This window comes from Bacillus sp. JAS24-2, assembly GCF_008274905.1.
GTDB classification, from domain to species: Bacteria; Bacillota; Bacilli; order Bacillales; family Bacillaceae_G; genus Bacillus_A; species Bacillus_A cereus.
The window spans coordinates 1,656,119-1,674,878 of the sequence record NZ_CP031068.1 but is presented as its reverse complement, the minus strand read 5'-3'; the positions used below and the strand labels follow the sequence as shown (position 1 = coordinate 1,674,878).

Below are 18,760 nucleotides of genomic sequence, written 5' to 3'. Positions count from 1 at the left end.
TAATCATTTATTGTAAATTGACTATTTGCCAGGCAACCGAATGTCGCGCCAGCTACCTACATCGCATTGGCCAAATTCATTATTACCTACCGCGACCACCGTGCCGTCTGATTTTAGTCCGACTGTATGTGCACAACCAGCCGCTATCGCTACAATATCGCGCCAATCGCTTACGTTACATTGACCATACTCATTCCAGCCCACTGCCACCACGGTACCGTCTGATTTTAGTCCAATTGTATGATTCGTACCAGCCGCTATTGCTACAATATCTATCCAGCCACTTACATCACACTGGTTATGTTTATCATTCCCCACTGCTGTCACCGTACCGTCTCGTTTAAGACCAACAGTATGAAAATACCCAGCCTTGACCGCTACAATACCTCGCCAGCTACTTACATTGCATTGACCATATCGATTATTCCCCACAGTCGTCAATGTGCCGTCCAATTTGAGACCGACTGTATGCCAGTCACCCGCTGTGACTGCCACAATACCTTGCCAACTGCTTACATTGCATTCTCCTTCTTTATTTCGGCCCACCGCTACTACCGTGCCATCCGATTTAAGGCCAATAGTACGACGCCACCCTGCCGCAACCGCTACAATATTATGCCAATCGTTTACATCACATTGTTCATGCTTATTCCAACCCACTGCTACCGTAGTACTGTCACATGTAAGACCGATTGTATGAGCATTACCCGTGTTCGTTGCCATATGAACATTGCCCACTGCGACTGCTTCAATATCTCGCCAGCCACTTACATTACATTCCCCTTCTTTATTCCGGCCCACCGCTACTACCGTGCCATCCGATTTAAGGCCAACAGTATGACAACGCCCCGCCGCTATCATATCTTTGGGCCATCGCTTCACTTTTTCTTTCGATAAAAGGTAATCCATGTTTTACCTCCTTGCATATAAGCAACTGTATCATAATAGATATTTTTATCAAATTTCATTATAAATCTACATTTACAAAGAAAGTTTATTTTACTTCTTCAAAAAATAAAAACCTCCAGTTTAAATACTAGAGGTTTTCTCGTTATTTCTTCAAGCGGTCAATAAAATCGTTCAATTTATCTAGCGATTTCATATTCTGATTGCAAGCTACACCATCTTTGCAAATGTAGTTTCCCTTTTTAACGAAAGTTCCTGGTACATCGCCTTTAATTTCAACTAAAAACATTCCTACTTCTTCATGCCCATGACATAATGAACAAATGCTTTTTTTATTTAAACTTTGGAACGTTCCTTGCAGACCAACAAATTTATTTTTATCATTTTTCGCTATAATAAATTTCCTGCTTGATCCCTTATCAATCCAGCTTAAATAAGATATTTCTTTCATATCTATTTCTTCCATATCAGGAAGTTTTAACTTTTTCGCCTTAGGAAATAACTTTTTTAATGTTTGTGCTGTAACTTCTTGAAACGGAATTACATACGGATTTATTTTCATTAAAAATGATTCTGCATCTTCTCTATTTTGAACTGTTAATACCGTATCAATTAACTCTTTCTGTTCATCCGTTAAATTCTCAAATACATGTATTATCTTTTCAATCGCAAGCGATTTTAACGCTTGAATTACACCTCTATCATTTGCCGTTGCATGCCCGTTTGCTAAAATATAAGCTTGTGATTTTATAAAATTATATTGATCACTTCTAATAAACGCTTCCATCTTTATCACTCCATACAAATTGTTGATCTAGTTTTATTGTATACAATGATTACGTTTTTTGATATGTAAAAGATAACTTAGAAACAAACATTACATATATCACTTATTCTCTACCGCTGCATTTCCTGACAAAAGAAGCCATCATCCGTTTTCCATTCCGCATATAATACGTCTTCAAATTTAGTAATTCCTTTTTGCTTTATTTGTTTATAAAGCCACCCTTCATCAAATCCCGCTTCCCTCAAATTATCCTTAACTACTTTCCCATCACTAATTAATGAAATTGGTAAGTATACAGGCTTATGTTTTAAACTTAAATCATTTACAGTAGGAGATTCGTATTTACTTTTTTTCAAAACGCTTATGTTTCCGTTAGGTTCCAATATCATATATTCAACTTCTCGGATTGAAAATATATCTTTTTGTTGCCTAAGCATTTGTTGTAATTGGTTTATATCCAAATGATTTACGCTTAATTGTTCACGATCAATCTTTCCATTACGAATAATAATTGAAGGATATCCTTCAAAAAACCTTCTTGTCCCTCTTACTTTTTGTGTTATCACTTCAATAGTATAAATTAAAATTACCCAAACAAATACTGAATATAAAATAGACCATACTTTAATTTTAGGATCATATATTGAATTTCCAACGAGCTCACCTAGGACGATTGCAGAAATAAAATCAAAGGGCGTTAGCTGAGATATTTGTGTTTTCCCTAATATTTTTGTAGCAATTAATAGAACAAAAAAACCAATTAAAAGCTCTATCGTTATTTGTCCAATATGATTCATATATGTTCACCTTTCTACTCTTCAAATGTTCTGTATAGCATTTAATAAAAAAACGGCACATTTTTTCTATTATCATGCCCGTTCACACTTCATATATCCAATACATATAAAACAAAAAGAGTCTGATTCAAAGTAATATATGAATCAGACTCTTTTCCTCTTATTTAGAATACACAATCTTTTTAATCGTTTCCCCAGAAAGAAAATATTCTTCTGCAAGTTGATGAATAGCAATCCCACTTTTAAACGCTTCTTTAATTGCTTTATTTCTTTCATCTAATTGTTTTCTTCCGCCAGATCGTGTACCCCATTTATAATGTTTCGTTTCTTGTTTCGGAATGTAAATTGTTTCACCTTGTATATACTTTTGAATTTCAGTAATTAAACTCTCCGGTAAAACAGCATTAGCTTTTACGTATTTCATTTCTGCTCGCCCCTTATTTTTTATGGTTCATTTCAATAAGGTGCAAAGCCAAATATAAAAAATGATACGAGCTCATATAGGCGATTGTATATTACTTGTCTACCTCACGCAAAGTATCGCCATTTCCATACTTGGCTTTGCATGAGACGTTGCAGTGTCTGGCAATTGAATTATAATCGCCATATAAACACCTCCTAATATACCTTTTGCATTTTATTATATGATAAATTCCTTCTCCTTGCATCCACACCCTTCTTAAAGCACGAAATTTTATCTAAGAAGGGCTATCAGTTCGTAACAGTAAATGAATTGCAAAAAAGAGCAAAATAAAAAGGTAGCGTATCTTTGTATGATACGCTACCTTTCTGTTTATATAATGCCAAGTACATTTAAGAATACGATAATAATCGCAATTGGTGCGATATAACGAAGTAAGAATAACCATAATACGAATAGTTTATAACCTTTATTTTTACTTACACCTAGCTCTTTCATTAATACATCTTTCTTCATTTTTAAAGGAACAAAGATAGAAACTAATAATACACCAAGTGGCATTAATACGTTACTTACTGCATAGTCCGCTAAATCAAAGACTGTCTTCCCGAAAATCTTCAGATCACTTAATATACCGAATGATAATGCTGATGGTACCCCAACAACGAAGATTAATAACCCTACGATTAAGGCCATTTTTTCACGTTTCCCTTTACCTTTTGATGTTAACGATGCGACACTAATTTCTAACATCGAAATTGCTGATGTAATCGTAGCGAAGAAGAATAATAATAAGAAAACGATGAAGAATAATTTTCCGAATGCCATTTTACTGAAAATAGCTGGCAATACGATAAATAATAGTCCCGGTCCTTGAGATGGTTCCATTCCAAATGCGAACACAACTGGGAAAATTGCAAGTCCTGCAAGTAATGTAATAACAAGAGTTAAGGCTACGATAGAAAATGCTGAACGTGGTAAGCTTTCTTCTTTCGGTAAGTATGAGCTATACGTTACCATAACGGCTACCCCAACAGATAATGAGAAGAACGATTGCCCCATTGCGTATAAAATAACTTCTGATGTTACATGTGAGAAATCAGGTTGTAAAAAGAAACGAACTCCTTCTCCAGCACCATCTAACGTAAGTGCACGAACGATTAATACAAAGAATAAAACGAATAGTGCTGGCATGAAATATTTATTTACTTTTTCAACACCATTTTGTACACCTTTACTTACGATAAAAATAGTAATAAGGATGAATAATAGCTGTGATCCAACTGCTAAATATGGATTGGAAATGATTTCACCAAACGTAGCTTCGTATGCTCCATTTCCTTCCCATAGTCTACCTGTAATCGCATTCCATAAATATAATAAAATCCAGCCTCCTACAACACTGTAGAAAGAAAGTAATATGAAACATGTTACAATTCCTAATTTACCTAACCAAGGCCATAACGTTTTAGGAGCAATCTCTCTATATGCATCAACAGCCTCTTTTTGTGTACTTCTTCCAATAACAAATTCAGCTAATAATAGCGGTAAACCAATTAATAATGTGAAACCGATGAAAATTAGGAAGAACGCTCCGCCTCCTCCAATGCCGGCCATATATGGGAATTTCCAAATCGCCCCAAGACCAATTGCCGAACCTGCTGCAGCTAATACGAAACCTAATTTCGATGTCCATTGCTGTGAATTCATTTGTTAATCTCCTCTCTATCTCTTTTTCTTTGTTACAATTCGGTATTTATATTGTTCTATCAATACTCTTTTCTAATACGTTCACTTCCTCCCTAATAATAAAAAAACGCCCCTACGTAAATACGTAGGGACGACAAAAATATCGCGGTACCACCCTAGTTGTGAAGAACACTAAGAAACCACCTAAATAAAAACGCCCCTACGCAAAAACGTAGGGACGATAAAATATCGCGGTACCACCCTAGTTATGAAGCCACACCAAAGTTAGGACCTAAATAAAAAACGTCCCTACGTAAATACGTAGGGACGATAAATATCGCGGTACCACCCTAGTTGTGAAAAAATCTTCACCACTTTATTTGATAACGGTATAAACTACCGTCTTTCATTTCCTCAAAATATGAGATTTATGAAAGATGCTCCAGGACGAACTTCATGAATAATCTATATACTGATTCACACCAACCATCAGCTCTCTGAAATAGGGAGATATTCACTACTATACCCTTTCATTGCCCAAATATTATTTTCCGAATTGATTACTATCATTTTTATCACACATTAAAAATAGTGTCAACTTATATTTCGAATTTTTATGTATTACAATCTATTTAAAAATTCGAAATATAAGTTTTAGTTTAGAAAACAAGTAGCTTAGTACATAACGAATTCTAACAGGCAATAGAAAAAGAATTACGTATTATTGATACTTATTCAATAATACAAATCATCTAGAAACATAACCTGTCTCTCTGTATTCATTTTTTAAGAGTTTGATGGATACCAAGAAAATTTCGCATCACTATCCAGTGGTCTATTTTTTGTTTCTTCTTTAATTACACGAAACCATTCATTTAGAATTTGAGTTTTGGGCAATTGAGCAGCAAGGCTATCTTCCCAAATTATATGTGAGAACCAGGCTTTCGTTTCCCATTCAAACTGCAATTGTGCGAACGAAATTATAGGGTGATCAGCTCCACGAAATTGCTCATTTACTGCATTTGAAACTTCTGGAGCTTGCGGTAACAACTCGTTCTGAATTCTATTTCTTATCGTCTCATTTTCTAGCTGATCCCAGAAATACAATTGCCCATTTATTTGATAAAAAATATCAAATGAAGCCTCACCTTTCTTCAAATTCAATAACACGAAGGCACGTTCCACATCATTGTCAGCCGCTTTTACAGCATTAACAATTATATTTTGTGCCATTGATACCCAGTAACTAGTCGCTTCCTCTACCGGTGATTCAACATACAATTCTTCACTTAATTCATGAAGAGTAGCTTCTTGCTCATTTACTTTTTCAACTTTTTTAAAAAACCTATTAAAAAAACCCATAACTTCCCCCTTATTACTATTTTCTATTTCACAAAATAAAAAATAGATTTTTCTTGCTCATCCACATTTACTCCTGGCGCGTATGTATGAACTTGTTGCAACACTTCTTCTATTAGCAACTCTAACTCCTGCACACTTTTTTCTGGATTCCCTATTAATGTGTCCGCCATACGTTCATATAATTTTTCAGGTTTAATAGTCATTCGTTCCACATTATTAGGCATCCATTTAAACGCTGGATGATGTACGTACATTTTATTCAAACCAAATAAAACACCGAATACGTTCCTTTGTACTTCGCAAATAACGTCATAAAGCATAAGCCAATCTTTCCGTTTTAAAAGCGCCTTTCGATTGTGCCAACGATTACTTAACCATAGATTTTCTGAAATCATCAGTTTTGCTAGTTCATCTGGATATGCCGCTACTTTTTCTTTTAATTCATTCACTTTCCCTTCTCCATACAAACTAACACCATCATGAATGGATGATACAATACATTGTTTTTCATAATTTATATCATATTGATCCACCACATCCGAAATTACTTTCTCTACTGTCTCTGTTAAAAAGTTACTAATCTCTAATTTAATTCCCTCTTTCGTTAAATACGTTTCCGACCATTCTTCTTCCTCATACGGATGATACGATAATATTTTCCCATCAATATGATAAATAGGGGCCCTACGATCCTCATCTTCCGGCGGTGTTGACCATAAAATATGTAATTCTATATCTGAATGTTCATCTTCAAGCTTTCTAGCTACTGAACCCGCTAAAATAATAGCTTCTACTTTCGGATTTTGCCTATAAATCTCTGACATCTCTATCGCTCTCTCTTTTAATCCCATTTCATTTCCCCCTAAAATTGCAGTAATCCCCTATATTTCATTTATCTATTTCGATATTACAGCTTGCATTACCTTTTCAAATTCCTACTTAATCATATTTCTATCCAATAGCGCTGAATAACTTCACCAGTACGAGAAGAAACTACTTCATTTTCTAACACACCTCCAACCTTTTGAATCGTTTTAGCAGAACCGATATTGGATTTATCGCAAGTTATTAATACTTTCTGCAATCCTAATTTTTGCGCTTCAGCTAATGCAAGTTGTAGTTGTTTCGTAGCGTAACCGTGGCGACGTTTATTCGGATGGACACTATATCCAATATGACCGCTTTCCCGTAATAATTCTGGATTTAATCTATGTCTAATATTCACAAAACCTATAAGTTCCCCTTTTTCAAAACTTAAAAACTGACTAGATGGCACTCGATTAGCTAGTAAATTTTCTCCTAGTTCTTGTTTACTCACTTTTTCAAACCATTCATCAAGAGAATCAAAGTTTTGTAAAGAACTACTTCCATGTGGTTGTTCCCCTGAGTGTAAAAACGCTTGTCTATACGCTGTAATACGCTCACTATATTCATGGATTGGTTTTAATAGTTTCATTGTTCTTCTCCCCCTCTTCATTCCATAAAACAAACACCTTAATAGCAGCTATTCACTATTAAGGTGTTTCTATCCTTTTTATTCAAATAACCCCATGCTCAAATAACGTTCACCTGTATCAGGCGCAATACATAAAACTTTTTTACCAACGCCTAGACGTTTCGCTATCATGATTGCAGCGTAAACAGATGCTCCAGAAGATGGCCCAACTAATAATCCTTCTTGTCTAGCTAAGTTTCTCATTATCGTTAAAGCCTCTTCGTCTGCAATTTGAATAATTTCGTTATACACTTCTGTATTTAAGTTTTTCGGAATAAATCCTGGGCTTGTTCCTACTAGTTTATGAGGACCTGGTACACCACCGGATAAAACGGGAGATCCTTTCGGTTCCACTACTGCAATATATAAGTTTGGCAATTTCTCTTTTAACGTTTCACCAGTCCCTGTAATCGTTCCGCCTGTTCCTGCCGTTGCAACAAAAGCATCAAGTTCTCCATCCATTTGTTCGTAAATTTCAAGTGCAGTCGTATAACGGTGAATATTCGGATTAGCTGGATTTTCAAATTGTTGCGGGATAAAACTATTCGGTATTTGTTTTTGCAGTTCTAACGCCTTCGCAATTGCTCCTGGCATTCTTTGTTCTGCTGGTGTTAAAACTACTTCTGCCCCGTATGCTTTCAATAAATTAATACGCTCTTTTGACATATTGTCTGGCATAATTAAAATCGCTTTATACCCTTTAGCTGCTGCGTTCATCGCTAAACCAATTCCTGTATTCCCGCTTGTCGGTTCAATAATTGTATCCCCTGGTTTAATGAGACCATTTTCTTCTGCAACGTGAAGTAAATTATAAGCAGCACGGTCTTTCACACTACGTGATGGATTAAACATTTCTAGTTTCACATACACGTCCGCTGCGTCTTCCGGAATAAATTTAGATAATTGGACGACAGGTGTATCTCCTATTAATTCTGTTACGTTTTCACATAATTTCATAGTGCATCCCCTATTCTATCGTTTTCTTATCACTTGGTAATAACCATGAAGTAAGTCCAATTAACGGTAAACAACTACATAATATCATAATGAACTGAAGGCTATATATATCAGCTAACTTTCCTAGTACTACAGCACCTAGAGCACCAAGGCCGAACGCAAGACCTACAATTAGACCTGATACCATCCCTACTTTTCCCGGAACAAGCTCTTGCGCGTATACAACAATTACACTAAAACTACTTGAACTAATAAAACCGATACATAAAAATAAAGGTACGACCCACACAAGTGAGACATGTGGTAATAACAGCGCAAGTGGCGCTGAACCTAACATTGAAAATACGATGATGTTTTTCTTACCAAATCGATCTGCTAACGGTCCCCCGAAGAAAGTGCCTAACACACCAGCAATCATAAATGCGAATACGAAATACTGGGCATTTTTTATAGATAAACCATAATGCTCAATTAAGTAAAATTGATAGAAATTCCCGATACCGGCACCGTACCAAGAGCGCACAAAAGTAAGAAAAACAAGAAGTATAATAACAAATTTAATGTGTGTACTTACAATTGCATTTTCCGCCTCAAGCGCAGCTCTCTTCTTCCTTCTTACAGCGCCGGTTGCTAATTCATTTTTGTACCAATTCGATACGAAAATTAACAATGCAATTCCTACTGCTGCAAATGCTGTAAAACCTAATGAACCAATTTGACCGAGTGGAACGAAAATTAGCGCTGTAAAAATAGGAGCTAAAGAATTCCCCGTGTTTCCCCCAACTTGATAAATCGCTTGCGCTAACCCTCGTTTTGCACCTGCCGCCATATACGCAACACGAGCGCCTTCTGGATGAAAGACTGCGGAACCTAAGCCAATAAATAAAACAGAAATAATAACAATAATAAAGTTTGGTGCAAACGCGAGTCCAATCATTCCAAGCATACTTGAAAACATACCGAGTGGTAATAAAAATGGTGACGGCTTCTTATCTGAATACATACCAAACACCGGTTGCATAATCGATGACGTCATATTTAACGCAAACGCAATCCACCCCACTTGCATATAGGATAAATTCATCGTTTTTTCCAAAATAGGAAACAACGCCGGCACAACTGCTTGCATCGAATCATTTAAAAAATGTCCGAAACTAATCGCAAATAATATTCGATATATTGTCGGTGTTTCTACTGTGTTTTTTTGTGAAACTGCCTGCATATGTGAATCGCTCCTTTCTGTACAAAATATATATTTATTACAGTAGGTGTAATAAATTCTGACTTTTGAAACATTTCTATTCTATACTGCTTTCATTTCTTTTTCCAGAAATATAACTTAACTCCCATCATTGACTTGCATCCTTGTAACTTTCAGCAGTAAAACATTATAGAAAAAGGCAACCCAATCACAAACTGGGTTGCCTCTTACATTAAATTGCAAAACGCTTATACTTCTCATAATCGCTCGTCTTACATTCCACTTCTAGTTTCGTACCTTCATTTTCATAACTCGTTGATAAAACGTGCGCATGATTATTGAAATACGAAACTACCTGTCCTTGATCATACGGAATTAACATTTCACATTTCGTATATTCTTTATAAATATGGGAACGAATCATTTCTACAAGCTCTTCAATTCCAACATGTTTCTTCGCAGATAAATACACGCGGTCTTCTTGTACTTTCGGAATTTCAACATCCACCATATCTGATTTGTTATAAGCATAGATCGTTGGAATATTTTCTACTCCAATTTTCTTTAACGTTTCATTTGTAATATCAATTAATTGTTCATAATTTGGATTTGCGTAATCTACGACGTGAATAAGTAAATCTGCTTCCGCTACTTCTTCTAACGTTGAACGGAACGCCTTCACAAGATGATGTGGTAATTTACTTACAAATCCAACTGTATCTGTTAATAAAAATGATTTATTATCTGGCAAATCAATATTTCGTACAGATGTTTCTAACGTCGCAAATAACATATCTTTTTCAAATACTTGTTTTTCTTCTGTACCATTATAAATTTCAAGCATTGCATTCATCGTCGTTGACTTTCCTGCATTCGTATAACCTACTAATGCTACAACAGGTATTTCATTTTTCTTACGTTGCTTTCGCTGCGTTTGACGCTGGGCAACGAGCGCTTCTAAATCTTTATTCAAAACTGAAATTTGTTCTTCAATTTTACGACGGTCTAACTCTAACTTCTTCTCACCGACACCTTTATTTTTCGTACCAACGCCGCCGCTCTGTCTCCCTAACGATTCACGAAGACCGATTAAACGAGGCATCATGTACTGAAGGTGTGCTACTTCTACTTGTAGCTGTGCTTCTTTCGTTTTTGCACGTTGCGCAAAAATATCTAAAATTAAAATGGTACGATCAATTACCTTACAATCTAAATCCTCTTCTAAATTTCGAATTTGTGAAGGAGATAATTCATCATTAAAGATGACCATATTCGCATCTATTTCTTGTACATACGCTGCTACTTCTTCAATCTTTCCTTTTCCGATATAATGCGATGGATTTACTCGTTGTAAATTTTGCGTTACTTGCCCAATTACCTCTACATCACAGGCTTCCGCAAGATTTGTTAACTCTTCCATCGAATATGCAAAATCATCTTCATTACCTACATTTACTCCAACTAAAACTGCTCTTTGTAATACTTCTTCCATATATTTATTCCTCCATTTCGATTACGTAAAATAAAAAACACAGGTCGCTGCCTGTGTTTTCGTAAACGGATAAGGGTTCACCAAAGAAATAGAAGAAAGCTATGCTTTCATCCTATTTTATAGTCAAAAAGTCCCAAGATCGTATACGTATACACAATAAGCGTTCACCTATACAATCCCATTCTATTTATAAAGGCAAAACAAAAAGAGGGCGTATTCGTCCCTCCCTCTTTTTCACATATAAGCTTAATAAAGGGTTCCTTTAAAATAGGCAGACCAATCCCGTTCACTCTGTACACAGACAGAGCCTTTGAGCGCTATTCAATTATTGGCACAAAGTATTGAGACGTAATCTGATTAAGATCAAAGGAAGCCCCTCCGTTCATTTTAAGTTACATAAAGTGTAGCATAAGTAATTCGCTTTCACAAGGTTTAACAACCTATATCACACTAAAGAAAATCGTCATTTTTTGCGAGTTTTTCTCACAATAAAAATAACAAAAGCAATTATCAATTTTAGAAACTTCTCGTATATTATTTTTACAGCACTCGCCAAATTCCTTCATAGTAAGTTAAGTATTATCGTTTTAATACAACAAAAATCTATATTGACATTTTTATAACCTAATATCAGTATCAGGTTATAAAAATAAAAATTAGGAGATGTTCCTATGCATTCTAAATCTCGTATTACTGCAATTGGTACTTATGTTCCAGATCAAATATTGTCTAATAACGATTTAGAAAAGATGGTCCATACGAATGATGAATGGATTGTACAAAGAACAGGAATGAAGGAAAGAAGAATCGCTAGCGAAGAAGAATATTCCTCAAACTTAGCCATTAAAGCAATTAAAAATTTATGTACAACATATAAGAAAAACTTAGAAGATGTCGACTGTATCATTGTCGCTACTACTACTGCTGATTACGTTTTCCCTAGTGTTGCTTGCCAAATACAACAATACTTCAACATACCTCATACACTAGCTTTTGATTTAAATGCAACTTGTGCTGGTTTTACATATGGACTACACGTCGGTAATAGCTTAATCACTTCTGGATCACATGAAAAAATACTTGTCGTAGCGACAGAGACATTATCTAAAGTTACTGATTATACCGATAGAACGACCTGTATTTTATTCGGTGATGGTGCTGGAGCTATTTTATTAGAAAGAGATGAAGACACCCCAAGCTTTATCGCTGCTCACATGGGAACAAACGGTGATGGCGGCATTCATCTATATAGAACAAACTTATCTACTACTATGAATGGCACACCACTGCAAACAAATGAAAAAATCGTTCAAAATGGAAGAGAAGTATATAAATGGGCAACACGAACAGTGCCAAAAGGCATAAAAAATTTATTACATAACGCAAATATGCAAGGGGATGATATAGACTGGTTCATACCCCACAGCGCTAACTTACGAATGATTGAATCTATTTGCGAAAAATCTCAAATTCCAATACAAAAAACATTAACGAGCGTGGAATATATGGGGAATACCTCTTCAGTCACCATTCCACTCGCTCTAGATTTAGCTATAAAAGAAGGAAAGTTAAATAATGGAGACACACTTTTACTATACGGATTCGGTGGTGGTCTTACACATTTAGGGCTTATTGTAGAGTGGAATTTAATTTAAGTGTATAAAAAGAGGCTCTAGTCAGTAACTAGAACCTCTTTTTCATTTAATTTCTTGCCCCTTTTCGAGACCATATCACAACAGGAATAAGTAATAACGCTAACACGCCTCCAGCCAATGACAATGCCGCATAACTTGAATTCGCTACTACCATACCTGACATCGCTCCACCAGAAGCTCCAGCTAGCGCAATAAAAACATCTATTTTCCCTTGTGTTTTAGCACGTGTAGACGGTGTTGTGGAATCAACGATTTGTGCTGTACCACTAATCAATCCGAGGTTCCATCCTAGCCCAAGTAAAGACAGAGCAACGATTAATAGTAATAAAGAATCACTTGGCGCTATCGCAGCTATGACACCCGCTGCAAGTAAAATCACTCCACCAGCTATGCTCATTGTAGTTCGGCCAATTTTATCAATTAACATTCCTGTAACGAGAGATGGAAGATACATTGCACCTACATGAAAACCTATCACAAGTCCTACTGCACTTAAACCGTGACCGTGGTGTCCCATATGAACTGGCGTCATCGTCATAATCGCAACCATCACGATTTGCGTAAGTATCATTACGATTGCTCCAACTGTAATACCTCGTTTATTTTCTTTCACTTCTTCTGTTATTGGTTGCCCTTTATATGTATGTTCCTGTTTATATCTTTCTATTATGTTAGCAATAATTAACGGATCTGGACGAAGCATAACAAAAAGAACTAGACCCGCCAGTATAAATGCTGCTGCCGATAGTATGAACGGACCTGCAAGTTTAGGAACTCCAATTGAATGCGCAAAACTACCCATTACTCCTACTAAATTTGGTCCTGCAACTGCACCGAAAGTCGTCATTACCATCGTAATACTAACAGCCGTTGCTCTCTGCTTCTTATCTGCTAAATCTGTACCTGCATAACGAGCTTGTAGATTCGTGGCTGTACCGGCACCATATATGAGTAAAGAAATAAGTAAAAGAATAATGCTATTCGTTAAAGCTGCCATTACAACACCAATTGCTCCAAATCCACCTACTATAAACCCTGTTGCAAGACCTATCCGGCGTCCATATCGTTGCGAAAGCTTCCCTACTATGAAAGCTGCTAATGCTGATCCCAATGTAAACATAGCAGTTGGTAATCCTGCAAATGCATCTGTTCCAAGCATTTGCTGCGCAAGAAGTGCTCCCACTGTAATACCAGCAGCTAGTCCTGCACCGCCAAACATTTGTGAAATGCTGACGATTATTAACGTTCGTTTGTATAGTTTTTGTTGCTCTTCTTCTGTGTACACATGATTATCTATTAAAGCCCCTGCCTTATCTAGCAATTCCCCATCCTCCTTTTAAAATTAATCCCTCTTGTTAATGTACTATGTATAACGTTACATATTCAATGGCATTTTCCATTCATCCCTTTCATTCTAAAAAACTTTCTAATCATACTCGACTTATCCCATGCTATATTAAAAATACTACTATTCACAATATGCAAGGAGAAAACAATGAAAAAACAGGCTAATAGCAGCCTGTTTCCCTTTACACTTCTTCTACTATCCTTCCCCTGCTCTTTTTACTCAAAGCTCTTCCTTCCCAAAACAACAAACTTACGAAAGCACAAATTAAAATAATTGGCACACTTGCTTTATATAAATCTGTAAAACTCATTGCCATCTGATTCTTGGCATAATGATTCACATCATTCGAAAATGTGAGTACCTCTTTCTTTATACTTTCCTCTTGTTTTTCAACTTCTTTTGTTACTTGCCTCATAACTTCTTCTCTTTTTACATCCCTATATTCTACTGGAACTTTTCTTAATATTTCATCCGTCTTGTCGCGAATCAATTCTTCCTTTTTCTCTTTACTTAATCCCATTGTCATTGCATTTTGTTTCTTATTTATATTCGACTCTAAACTTTGATTCTCTATTTTTTCTTTAGTCATTTGTAAAATTTCAGTTTGCTCAGTACTATTCACATGAATATTCCGCACCTTTTCTTCTGCATAATGATATACTTTTTCTTTATTTATAGTTAAATTATGAGTTAAGTTAGAGACAAATATTGCGACCGCCAATACAATTCCAACCTGTCGTAACATTGATACAACACTTTGAGAAGCAGTTAATAATTCTCCTTCAAACGAAGACGCACTTAAAACTGTAATTGGCCCCACTACTAAGCCATATCCGACACCTAATATCATACATGGAATAATAATTTCTATATTTATTGAATGAACATCAATCATTTGCAACCAATAGTAGGATAGCCCCATAACAAGAAACCCTGACAAAATAATAGTTACTTTTCCGAGTTTTTTAATTAAAGTTGCTGCAACTGGTGAGACAAAAAATATCATCGCTGAAATAGGTGTCACTAAAAAAGCCGCTTCAATTTCCGTTCGACCTTGTAGTTTCGTCAAGAACGTTGGAAGCAATACAGTAACTCCAATTAAAAATAAATTACTCAATATAACAACGATTGACGCTCCGACAAACATTCGATCTTGAAATAACTTTAAATTCACCATTGGGTTATGAATCTTTCGTTCTACTAAAATAAATAGAATAAGAGAAATAGTGCTAATTGCATAACAATACAAAGCAATATTACTTTGCCATCCCCATGTATTACCTTTTACTAATATGAGAGTAAATGAAAAAATTGCTGTGCTACTTAATAGTAGTCCTATCCAATCTATTTTTGAGATAATACGTTCTTCATTTTTTATTTGTAGCATGATGCAACATAACACGATTCCTATTATACAAACCGGAACATTAACGAAGAACACCCATCTCCATCCTAAATTTTGCGTAATAATTCCACCTATTACTGGCCCCATAGCAGCTGACAATCCTTGTGTTACTCCTAAAATTGCAAGCGCAACATGCCTTTTAGCTAACGGCATAGCTGATACACCAATTACCATACTTGTTGGAAATAAAATTGCTGCCCCAATACTTTGTATAAAACGAGAAAAAATAAGAAAATCACCTGTATTAGCAAAAGCACAAAGTACCGATCCACCACCAAAAATCACCAGACCAAAAATATACATCTTTGCTTTTCCAAAGATATCAGCTATCCGCCCTAACGGAATGGCAAGCACTGCAATCGTCATTGTATAAACATTTAATACCCAGGACATCTTTTCTAATGAAGTATTTACACTCGATTGTATTGCTGGTAAAGCTATATTCATAATTGTCGTATCAATCATACAAAGAAAGATACCTAAACACATTAAAAAGACAATCTTAATACCCTTTGATTGCTCCATCTTTATATACCCCTTTATTTATTGTGAATGCGTTTTTCATTCTTCTGTTTTATTGTTTTCTTTCGCCTCTAACTCTTCTAATTTTCTCTTCAAAGTCTCCACTTGTGCACTATACGATGCAATACCTACATCTAGTGAAATTTCTTCAACGAAAGTAATACCTACTCTCCACTTTTCATATTTCAATCGAAGATCTGCAATGTACGCTTCTTTTCTTTCAATTTCATCTTTAATCCATTTTTTTATTTTCACATCATCACTATAGTTGCCAAAATACATTCTCATTAAAAAATCCGAACGTAAAACATCCTTCTCTATAGGCGTCTGCATGTATTGATAAAACTCTTCACGTCCTTCATCCGTAATAAAGTACATTTTCTTATTCGGCTTCCCCTCTTGCATGACAACCTCTTTTTTTATTTTCCCTTCATTCTCCAATTGTCGTAACGTTGGATAAATCATTCCAAAACTTCCATCAAAAAAATGAGTAAATACGTCTTCAAACACAATTTTAATATCGTAACCAGACAATTCCTTTTCCATTAATAAACCTAAAACAACATCTCTTCCCTTCAAAGTAAAACCCCCACATAGTATATAATCAATAATCATATTAACATTGTTAATATGATTATTGATTATATACCTTATTCTGTTAATTGTAAAATGTTTCTAAATAAAAAAGCCCCATAATTTGGTTTCACCAATTCACAGGACCATTTTCTTTTTTACTCTTTAACACCTACATCTTGCAAAACTTCAATATCCTCTTTCATTTCATAATAATAAGAAGGCAATTCTATACCATGTTCTAAGAAATAATCCTCAATGAATGAAATAATGATTTTTAACGTTTTCACACGGGCATACAATTTATCGTTACTTTCAATAATATGCCACTTCGCATTTGGCTTACTTGTTTTTTCAAACATGTCTTCCATTGCTTCAACATACTCATCCCATTTTTCACGATTACGCCAATCTTCGTCTGTAATTTTCCATCTTTTCAAAGGATTTTTCTCTCTATCTTTAAATCTCTTTAACTGTTCCTCTTTACTTATATGGTAGAAGAACTTCCCTATTATGTAATGGTCATCTGTTAGTAGTTTTTCAAAATCATTAATCTCATCATATGCTCTCATCCACTCTTCCTTTGTAGCAAATCCTTCAACACGCTCAACTAACACACGACCGTACCATGAGCGATCAAAAATGGTGATTTGCCCGTACTGTGGAATTTTGCGCCAGAAACGTTGCAAATAATGGTAACGTTTTTCATGAGGTACAGGCGCTCCAATTGGATTTACTTGGAACCCACGCGGGTCAAGATGTTCCGTCACCCGCTTAATTGCCCCACCTTTACCAGCCGCATCCCATCCTTCCATAACAAGCATAACCGCGATTTTTTCTTCTTTCAAAATTTGCTGTAATGTTAATAAGCGCCTTTGATATTTTTCGAGTTTCTTGTTGTACTTAGATTTTGATTCAATTTTTTTCGTTAAGTCTACTTTAGCAAGATGTCCATTTTCCATAAAACAAATCCCCCTTGTTGTATGACAATGTTATTTTAACATATTTTTGGTAATTTTTTCATATCCTAAAAAAACTGTGTAGAAACATCTCTACACAGCTTCCTTCTCTAATTTCACATATATAAGCACATTTAACTACATTAAAATAAATAATTTATACTGAACTCTTAGTATATTCTTTTTATTAAAACGTAAAAATAGCCCTTTTAAAAAGGGCAGCAATCTAAGTATAGAAAAACAAATTTATTCTTTCTTACTACATACGTAATTATGCCGGCTATAAGAGTATTGAATAAGATATTGATTCACTACTCTTATAGCAAATTTACATTATATGGTATATTTACTCGTAAAAAGAAGATAATAACAAGTAAATCCATTAAAGAATGGGAGCACTCAAAAAATGAAACGAAAAATATTAACTCTCTTTACACTTTTATGCTTAGCACTACCAATACAAGCTAGTGCTTACACATTTCAGTCACTACCGATTGCGTCAAAGTCTAAACAATGGTATGTCGAAATCGATAAATCTCATAACTCAAACAAGCAAGCAATCCAGCCAAAGCAAGGTGTATTTGATACGTATAGTTTACTCGTAAAAAACATCGGTCATGATGTATCAAACGTATCTGTGGAAATACTTGATAACAACCCTACCTCTAAAGCTACCTTTAAACCTACTACACCTAATGAAAATATTTCTAAAAGTCATACAAGCTTTGACTACATGGTATTCCCATTAGACTTTAATAGTCATAATTTTAAAGTTGTGATCACTTGGGAAGAAAAGAATTTCTCTTATAACGGCCATCCGGTAAATGAAGGTAAAAAAATGAAAGAAACATTTGTATTTAATGAAGACTAAGTCCTAATTTCTTTAGGGCTTATTCTTCATTTTTGAAACCTGCTTGTATCGCTTCCGTCACTTCTTTTGTGATTTCTAATTTTGTTGCTTCCATACTAATCTTTTTGTGCCAAATATGTATGGACGGTTTTTCATTACAAAGATGTTTTATTAATACTAATTGATTATATGCTAAGTTATTTTCTATTTTGGTAGCGATATAGACTGTAAAATTTTTCGCTTCAAAGACCTTTTCTTCCAAAATATATTTACTCTCTAATTGCCTTGTTACTATATCTTTCAAGTTTTCTATAGTCATGCATATCGCCCTCTTTTCCCAT

Annotated in this window: 18 protein-coding genes and 1 other annotated feature; of the genes, 2 read left to right on the top strand and 16 right to left on the bottom strand. The window is 35.2% G+C overall.

Annotation, left to right across the window (positions count from 1 at the left end):
- Positions 1-21: 21 nt before the first annotated feature.
- The 11 genes from DN407_RS08825 to hflX form a co-directional block, all read right to left on the bottom strand.
- On the bottom strand, positions 22-909 hold the full coding sequence (locus DN407_RS08825) for an RCC1 domain-containing protein (protein ID WP_149216178.1): 888 nt from the start codon (positions 907-909) through the stop codon (positions 22-24).
- Positions 910-1,051: 142 nt separating this feature from the next.
- On the bottom strand, positions 1,052-1,693 hold the full coding sequence (locus DN407_RS08820) for a FusB/FusC family EF-G-binding protein (RefSeq protein ID WP_000387064.1): 642 nt from the start codon (positions 1,691-1,693) through the stop codon (positions 1,052-1,054).
- A gap of 110 nt (positions 1,694-1,803) precedes the next feature.
- Positions 1,804-2,490: a DUF421 domain-containing protein gene (locus tag DN407_RS08815; protein ID WP_001015535.1), complete on the bottom strand. Its 687-nt coding sequence runs from the start codon at positions 2,488-2,490 to the stop codon at positions 1,804-1,806.
- Between the two features lie 160 nt (positions 2,491-2,650).
- Positions 2,651-2,914 carry a CD3324 family protein gene (locus DN407_RS08810; RefSeq protein ID WP_000878325.1) on the bottom strand — a complete coding sequence of 88 codons (264 nt, stop codon included), beginning with the start codon at positions 2,912-2,914 and terminating at the stop codon, positions 2,651-2,653.
- A gap of 369 nt (positions 2,915-3,283) precedes the next feature.
- A complete protein-coding gene (locus tag DN407_RS08805) occupies positions 3,284-4,621 on the bottom strand; it encodes a sodium-dependent transporter (RefSeq protein WP_001088187.1) in 1,338 nt (445 codons plus the stop codon).
- A gap of 299 nt (positions 4,622-4,920) precedes the next feature.
- Positions 4,921-5,143: a binding site (T-box leader), on the bottom strand.
- 243 nt (positions 5,144-5,386) lie between these two features.
- Positions 5,387-5,962, bottom strand: coding sequence for a hypothetical protein (locus DN407_RS08800; RefSeq protein WP_000505545.1), 576 nt, complete (start codon positions 5,960-5,962; stop codon positions 5,387-5,389).
- Positions 5,963-5,985: 23 nt separating this feature from the next.
- Positions 5,986-6,813 (bottom strand): DUF4037 domain-containing protein, encoded by an 828-nt coding sequence (locus DN407_RS08795; RefSeq protein WP_000523213.1) that lies wholly within the window; start codon positions 6,811-6,813, stop codon positions 5,986-5,988.
- 92 nt (positions 6,814-6,905) lie between these two features.
- Entirely contained in the window at positions 6,906-7,418 is a 513-nt protein-coding gene (locus DN407_RS08790) for a GNAT family N-acetyltransferase (protein ID WP_000771279.1), read from the bottom strand.
- 78 nt (positions 7,419-7,496) lie between these two features.
- A complete protein-coding gene (gene cysK / locus DN407_RS08785) occupies positions 7,497-8,414 on the bottom strand; it encodes a cysteine synthase A (protein WP_149216177.1) in 918 nt (305 codons plus the stop codon).
- A gap of 10 nt (positions 8,415-8,424) precedes the next feature.
- Entirely contained in the window at positions 8,425-9,636 is a 1,212-nt protein-coding gene (locus DN407_RS08780; RefSeq protein WP_001149411.1) for an MFS transporter, read from the bottom strand.
- A gap of 211 nt (positions 9,637-9,847) precedes the next feature.
- Complete coding sequence (hflX, locus tag DN407_RS08775) at positions 9,848-11,107, bottom strand: GTPase HflX (RefSeq protein ID WP_000393282.1); 1,260 nt, start codon at positions 11,105-11,107, stop codon at positions 9,848-9,850.
- Positions 11,108-11,778: 671 nt separating this feature from the next.
- Between hflX and DN407_RS08770 the strand changes: the two genes are divergently transcribed.
- Positions 11,779-12,762, top strand: coding sequence for a ketoacyl-ACP synthase III (locus tag DN407_RS08770; protein ID WP_000555756.1), 984 nt, complete (start codon positions 11,779-11,781; stop codon positions 12,760-12,762).
- 46 nt (positions 12,763-12,808) lie between these two features.
- Here the strand turns inward: DN407_RS08770 and DN407_RS08765 are convergent, their stop codons facing one another.
- The 4 genes from DN407_RS08765 to DN407_RS08750 all read right to left on the bottom strand — a co-directional run bounded on the left by DN407_RS08765 (position 12,809) and on the right by DN407_RS08750 (position 17,572).
- The gene (locus tag DN407_RS08765) at positions 12,809-14,083 is read right to left on the bottom strand and encodes an MFS transporter (RefSeq protein WP_000884517.1); all 1,275 of its coding nucleotides are present in this window, start codon (positions 14,081-14,083) and stop codon (positions 12,809-12,811) included.
- Between the two features lie 208 nt (positions 14,084-14,291).
- Complete coding sequence (locus DN407_RS08760; RefSeq protein WP_149216176.1) at positions 14,292-16,040, bottom strand: MDR family MFS transporter; 1,749 nt, start codon at positions 16,038-16,040, stop codon at positions 14,292-14,294.
- Between the two features lie 36 nt (positions 16,041-16,076).
- The gene (locus tag DN407_RS08755) at positions 16,077-16,616 is read right to left on the bottom strand and encodes a PadR family transcriptional regulator (RefSeq protein WP_098295642.1); all 540 of its coding nucleotides are present in this window, start codon (positions 16,614-16,616) and stop codon (positions 16,077-16,079) included.
- 152 nt (positions 16,617-16,768) lie between these two features.
- Positions 16,769-17,572, bottom strand: a complete 804-nt coding sequence (locus DN407_RS08750; RefSeq protein WP_088065589.1) for a polyphosphate kinase 2 family protein — start codon at positions 17,570-17,572, stop codon at positions 16,769-16,771.
- A 403-nt stretch (positions 17,573-17,975) separates the two neighbouring features.
- Between DN407_RS08750 and DN407_RS08745 the strand changes: the two genes are divergently transcribed.
- Positions 17,976-18,440, top strand: a complete 465-nt coding sequence (locus DN407_RS08745; RefSeq protein WP_058839102.1) for a hypothetical protein — start codon at positions 17,976-17,978, stop codon at positions 18,438-18,440.
- A gap of 19 nt (positions 18,441-18,459) precedes the next feature.
- On the opposite strand, the gene DN407_RS08740 is transcribed toward DN407_RS08745, so the two are convergent.
- Positions 18,460-18,738, bottom strand: coding sequence for a hypothetical protein (locus DN407_RS08740; RefSeq protein ID WP_098281003.1), 279 nt, complete (start codon positions 18,736-18,738; stop codon positions 18,460-18,462).
- Positions 18,739-18,760: the final 22 nt, after the last annotated feature.

Excerpts from the sequence above, each read along its gene's own strand:
- DN407_RS08825 (WP_149216178.1), bottom strand. The coding sequence starts at position 909 with ATGGATTACCTTTTATCGAAAGAAAAAGTGAAGCGATGGCCCAAAGAT.
- DN407_RS08820 (WP_000387064.1), bottom strand. The coding sequence starts at position 1,693 with ATGGAAGCGTTTATTAGAAGTGATCAATATAATTTTATAAAATCACAA.
- DN407_RS08815 (WP_001015535.1), bottom strand. The coding sequence starts at position 2,490 with ATGAATCATATTGGACAAATAACGATAGAGCTTTTAATTGGTTTTTTT.
- DN407_RS08810 (WP_000878325.1), bottom strand. The coding sequence starts at position 2,914 with ATGAAATACGTAAAAGCTAATGCTGTTTTACCGGAGAGTTTAATTACT.
- DN407_RS08805 (WP_001088187.1), bottom strand. The coding sequence starts at position 4,621 with ATGAATTCACAGCAATGGACATCGAAATTAGGTTTCGTATTAGCTGCA.
- DN407_RS08800 (WP_000505545.1), bottom strand. The coding sequence starts at position 5,962 with ATGGGTTTTTTTAATAGGTTTTTTAAAAAAGTTGAAAAAGTAAATGAG.
- DN407_RS08795 (WP_000523213.1), bottom strand. The coding sequence starts at position 6,813 with ATGGGATTAAAAGAGAGAGCGATAGAGATGTCAGAGATTTATAGGCAA.
- DN407_RS08790 (WP_000771279.1), bottom strand. The coding sequence starts at position 7,418 with ATGAAACTATTAAAACCAATCCATGAATATAGTGAGCGTATTACAGCG.
- cysK (WP_149216177.1), bottom strand. The coding sequence starts at position 8,414 with ATGAAATTATGTGAAAACGTAACAGAATTAATAGGAGATACACCTGTC.
- DN407_RS08780 (WP_001149411.1), bottom strand. The coding sequence starts at position 9,636 with ATGCAGGCAGTTTCACAAAAAAACACAGTAGAAACACCGACAATATAT.
- hflX (WP_000393282.1), bottom strand. The coding sequence starts at position 11,107 with ATGGAAGAAGTATTACAAAGAGCAGTTTTAGTTGGAGTAAATGTAGGT.
- DN407_RS08770 (WP_000555756.1), top strand. The coding sequence starts at position 11,779 with ATGCATTCTAAATCTCGTATTACTGCAATTGGTACTTATGTTCCAGAT.
- DN407_RS08760 (WP_149216176.1), bottom strand. The coding sequence starts at position 16,040 with ATGGAGCAATCAAAGGGTATTAAGATTGTCTTTTTAATGTGTTTAGGT.
- DN407_RS08750 (WP_088065589.1), bottom strand. The coding sequence starts at position 17,572 with ATGGAAAATGGACATCTTGCTAAAGTAGACTTAACGAAAAAAATTGAA.
- DN407_RS08745 (WP_058839102.1), top strand. The coding sequence starts at position 17,976 with ATGAAACGAAAAATATTAACTCTCTTTACACTTTTATGCTTAGCACTA.
- DN407_RS08740 (WP_098281003.1), bottom strand. The coding sequence starts at position 18,738 with ATGACTATAGAAAACTTGAAAGATATAGTAACAAGGCAATTAGAGAGT.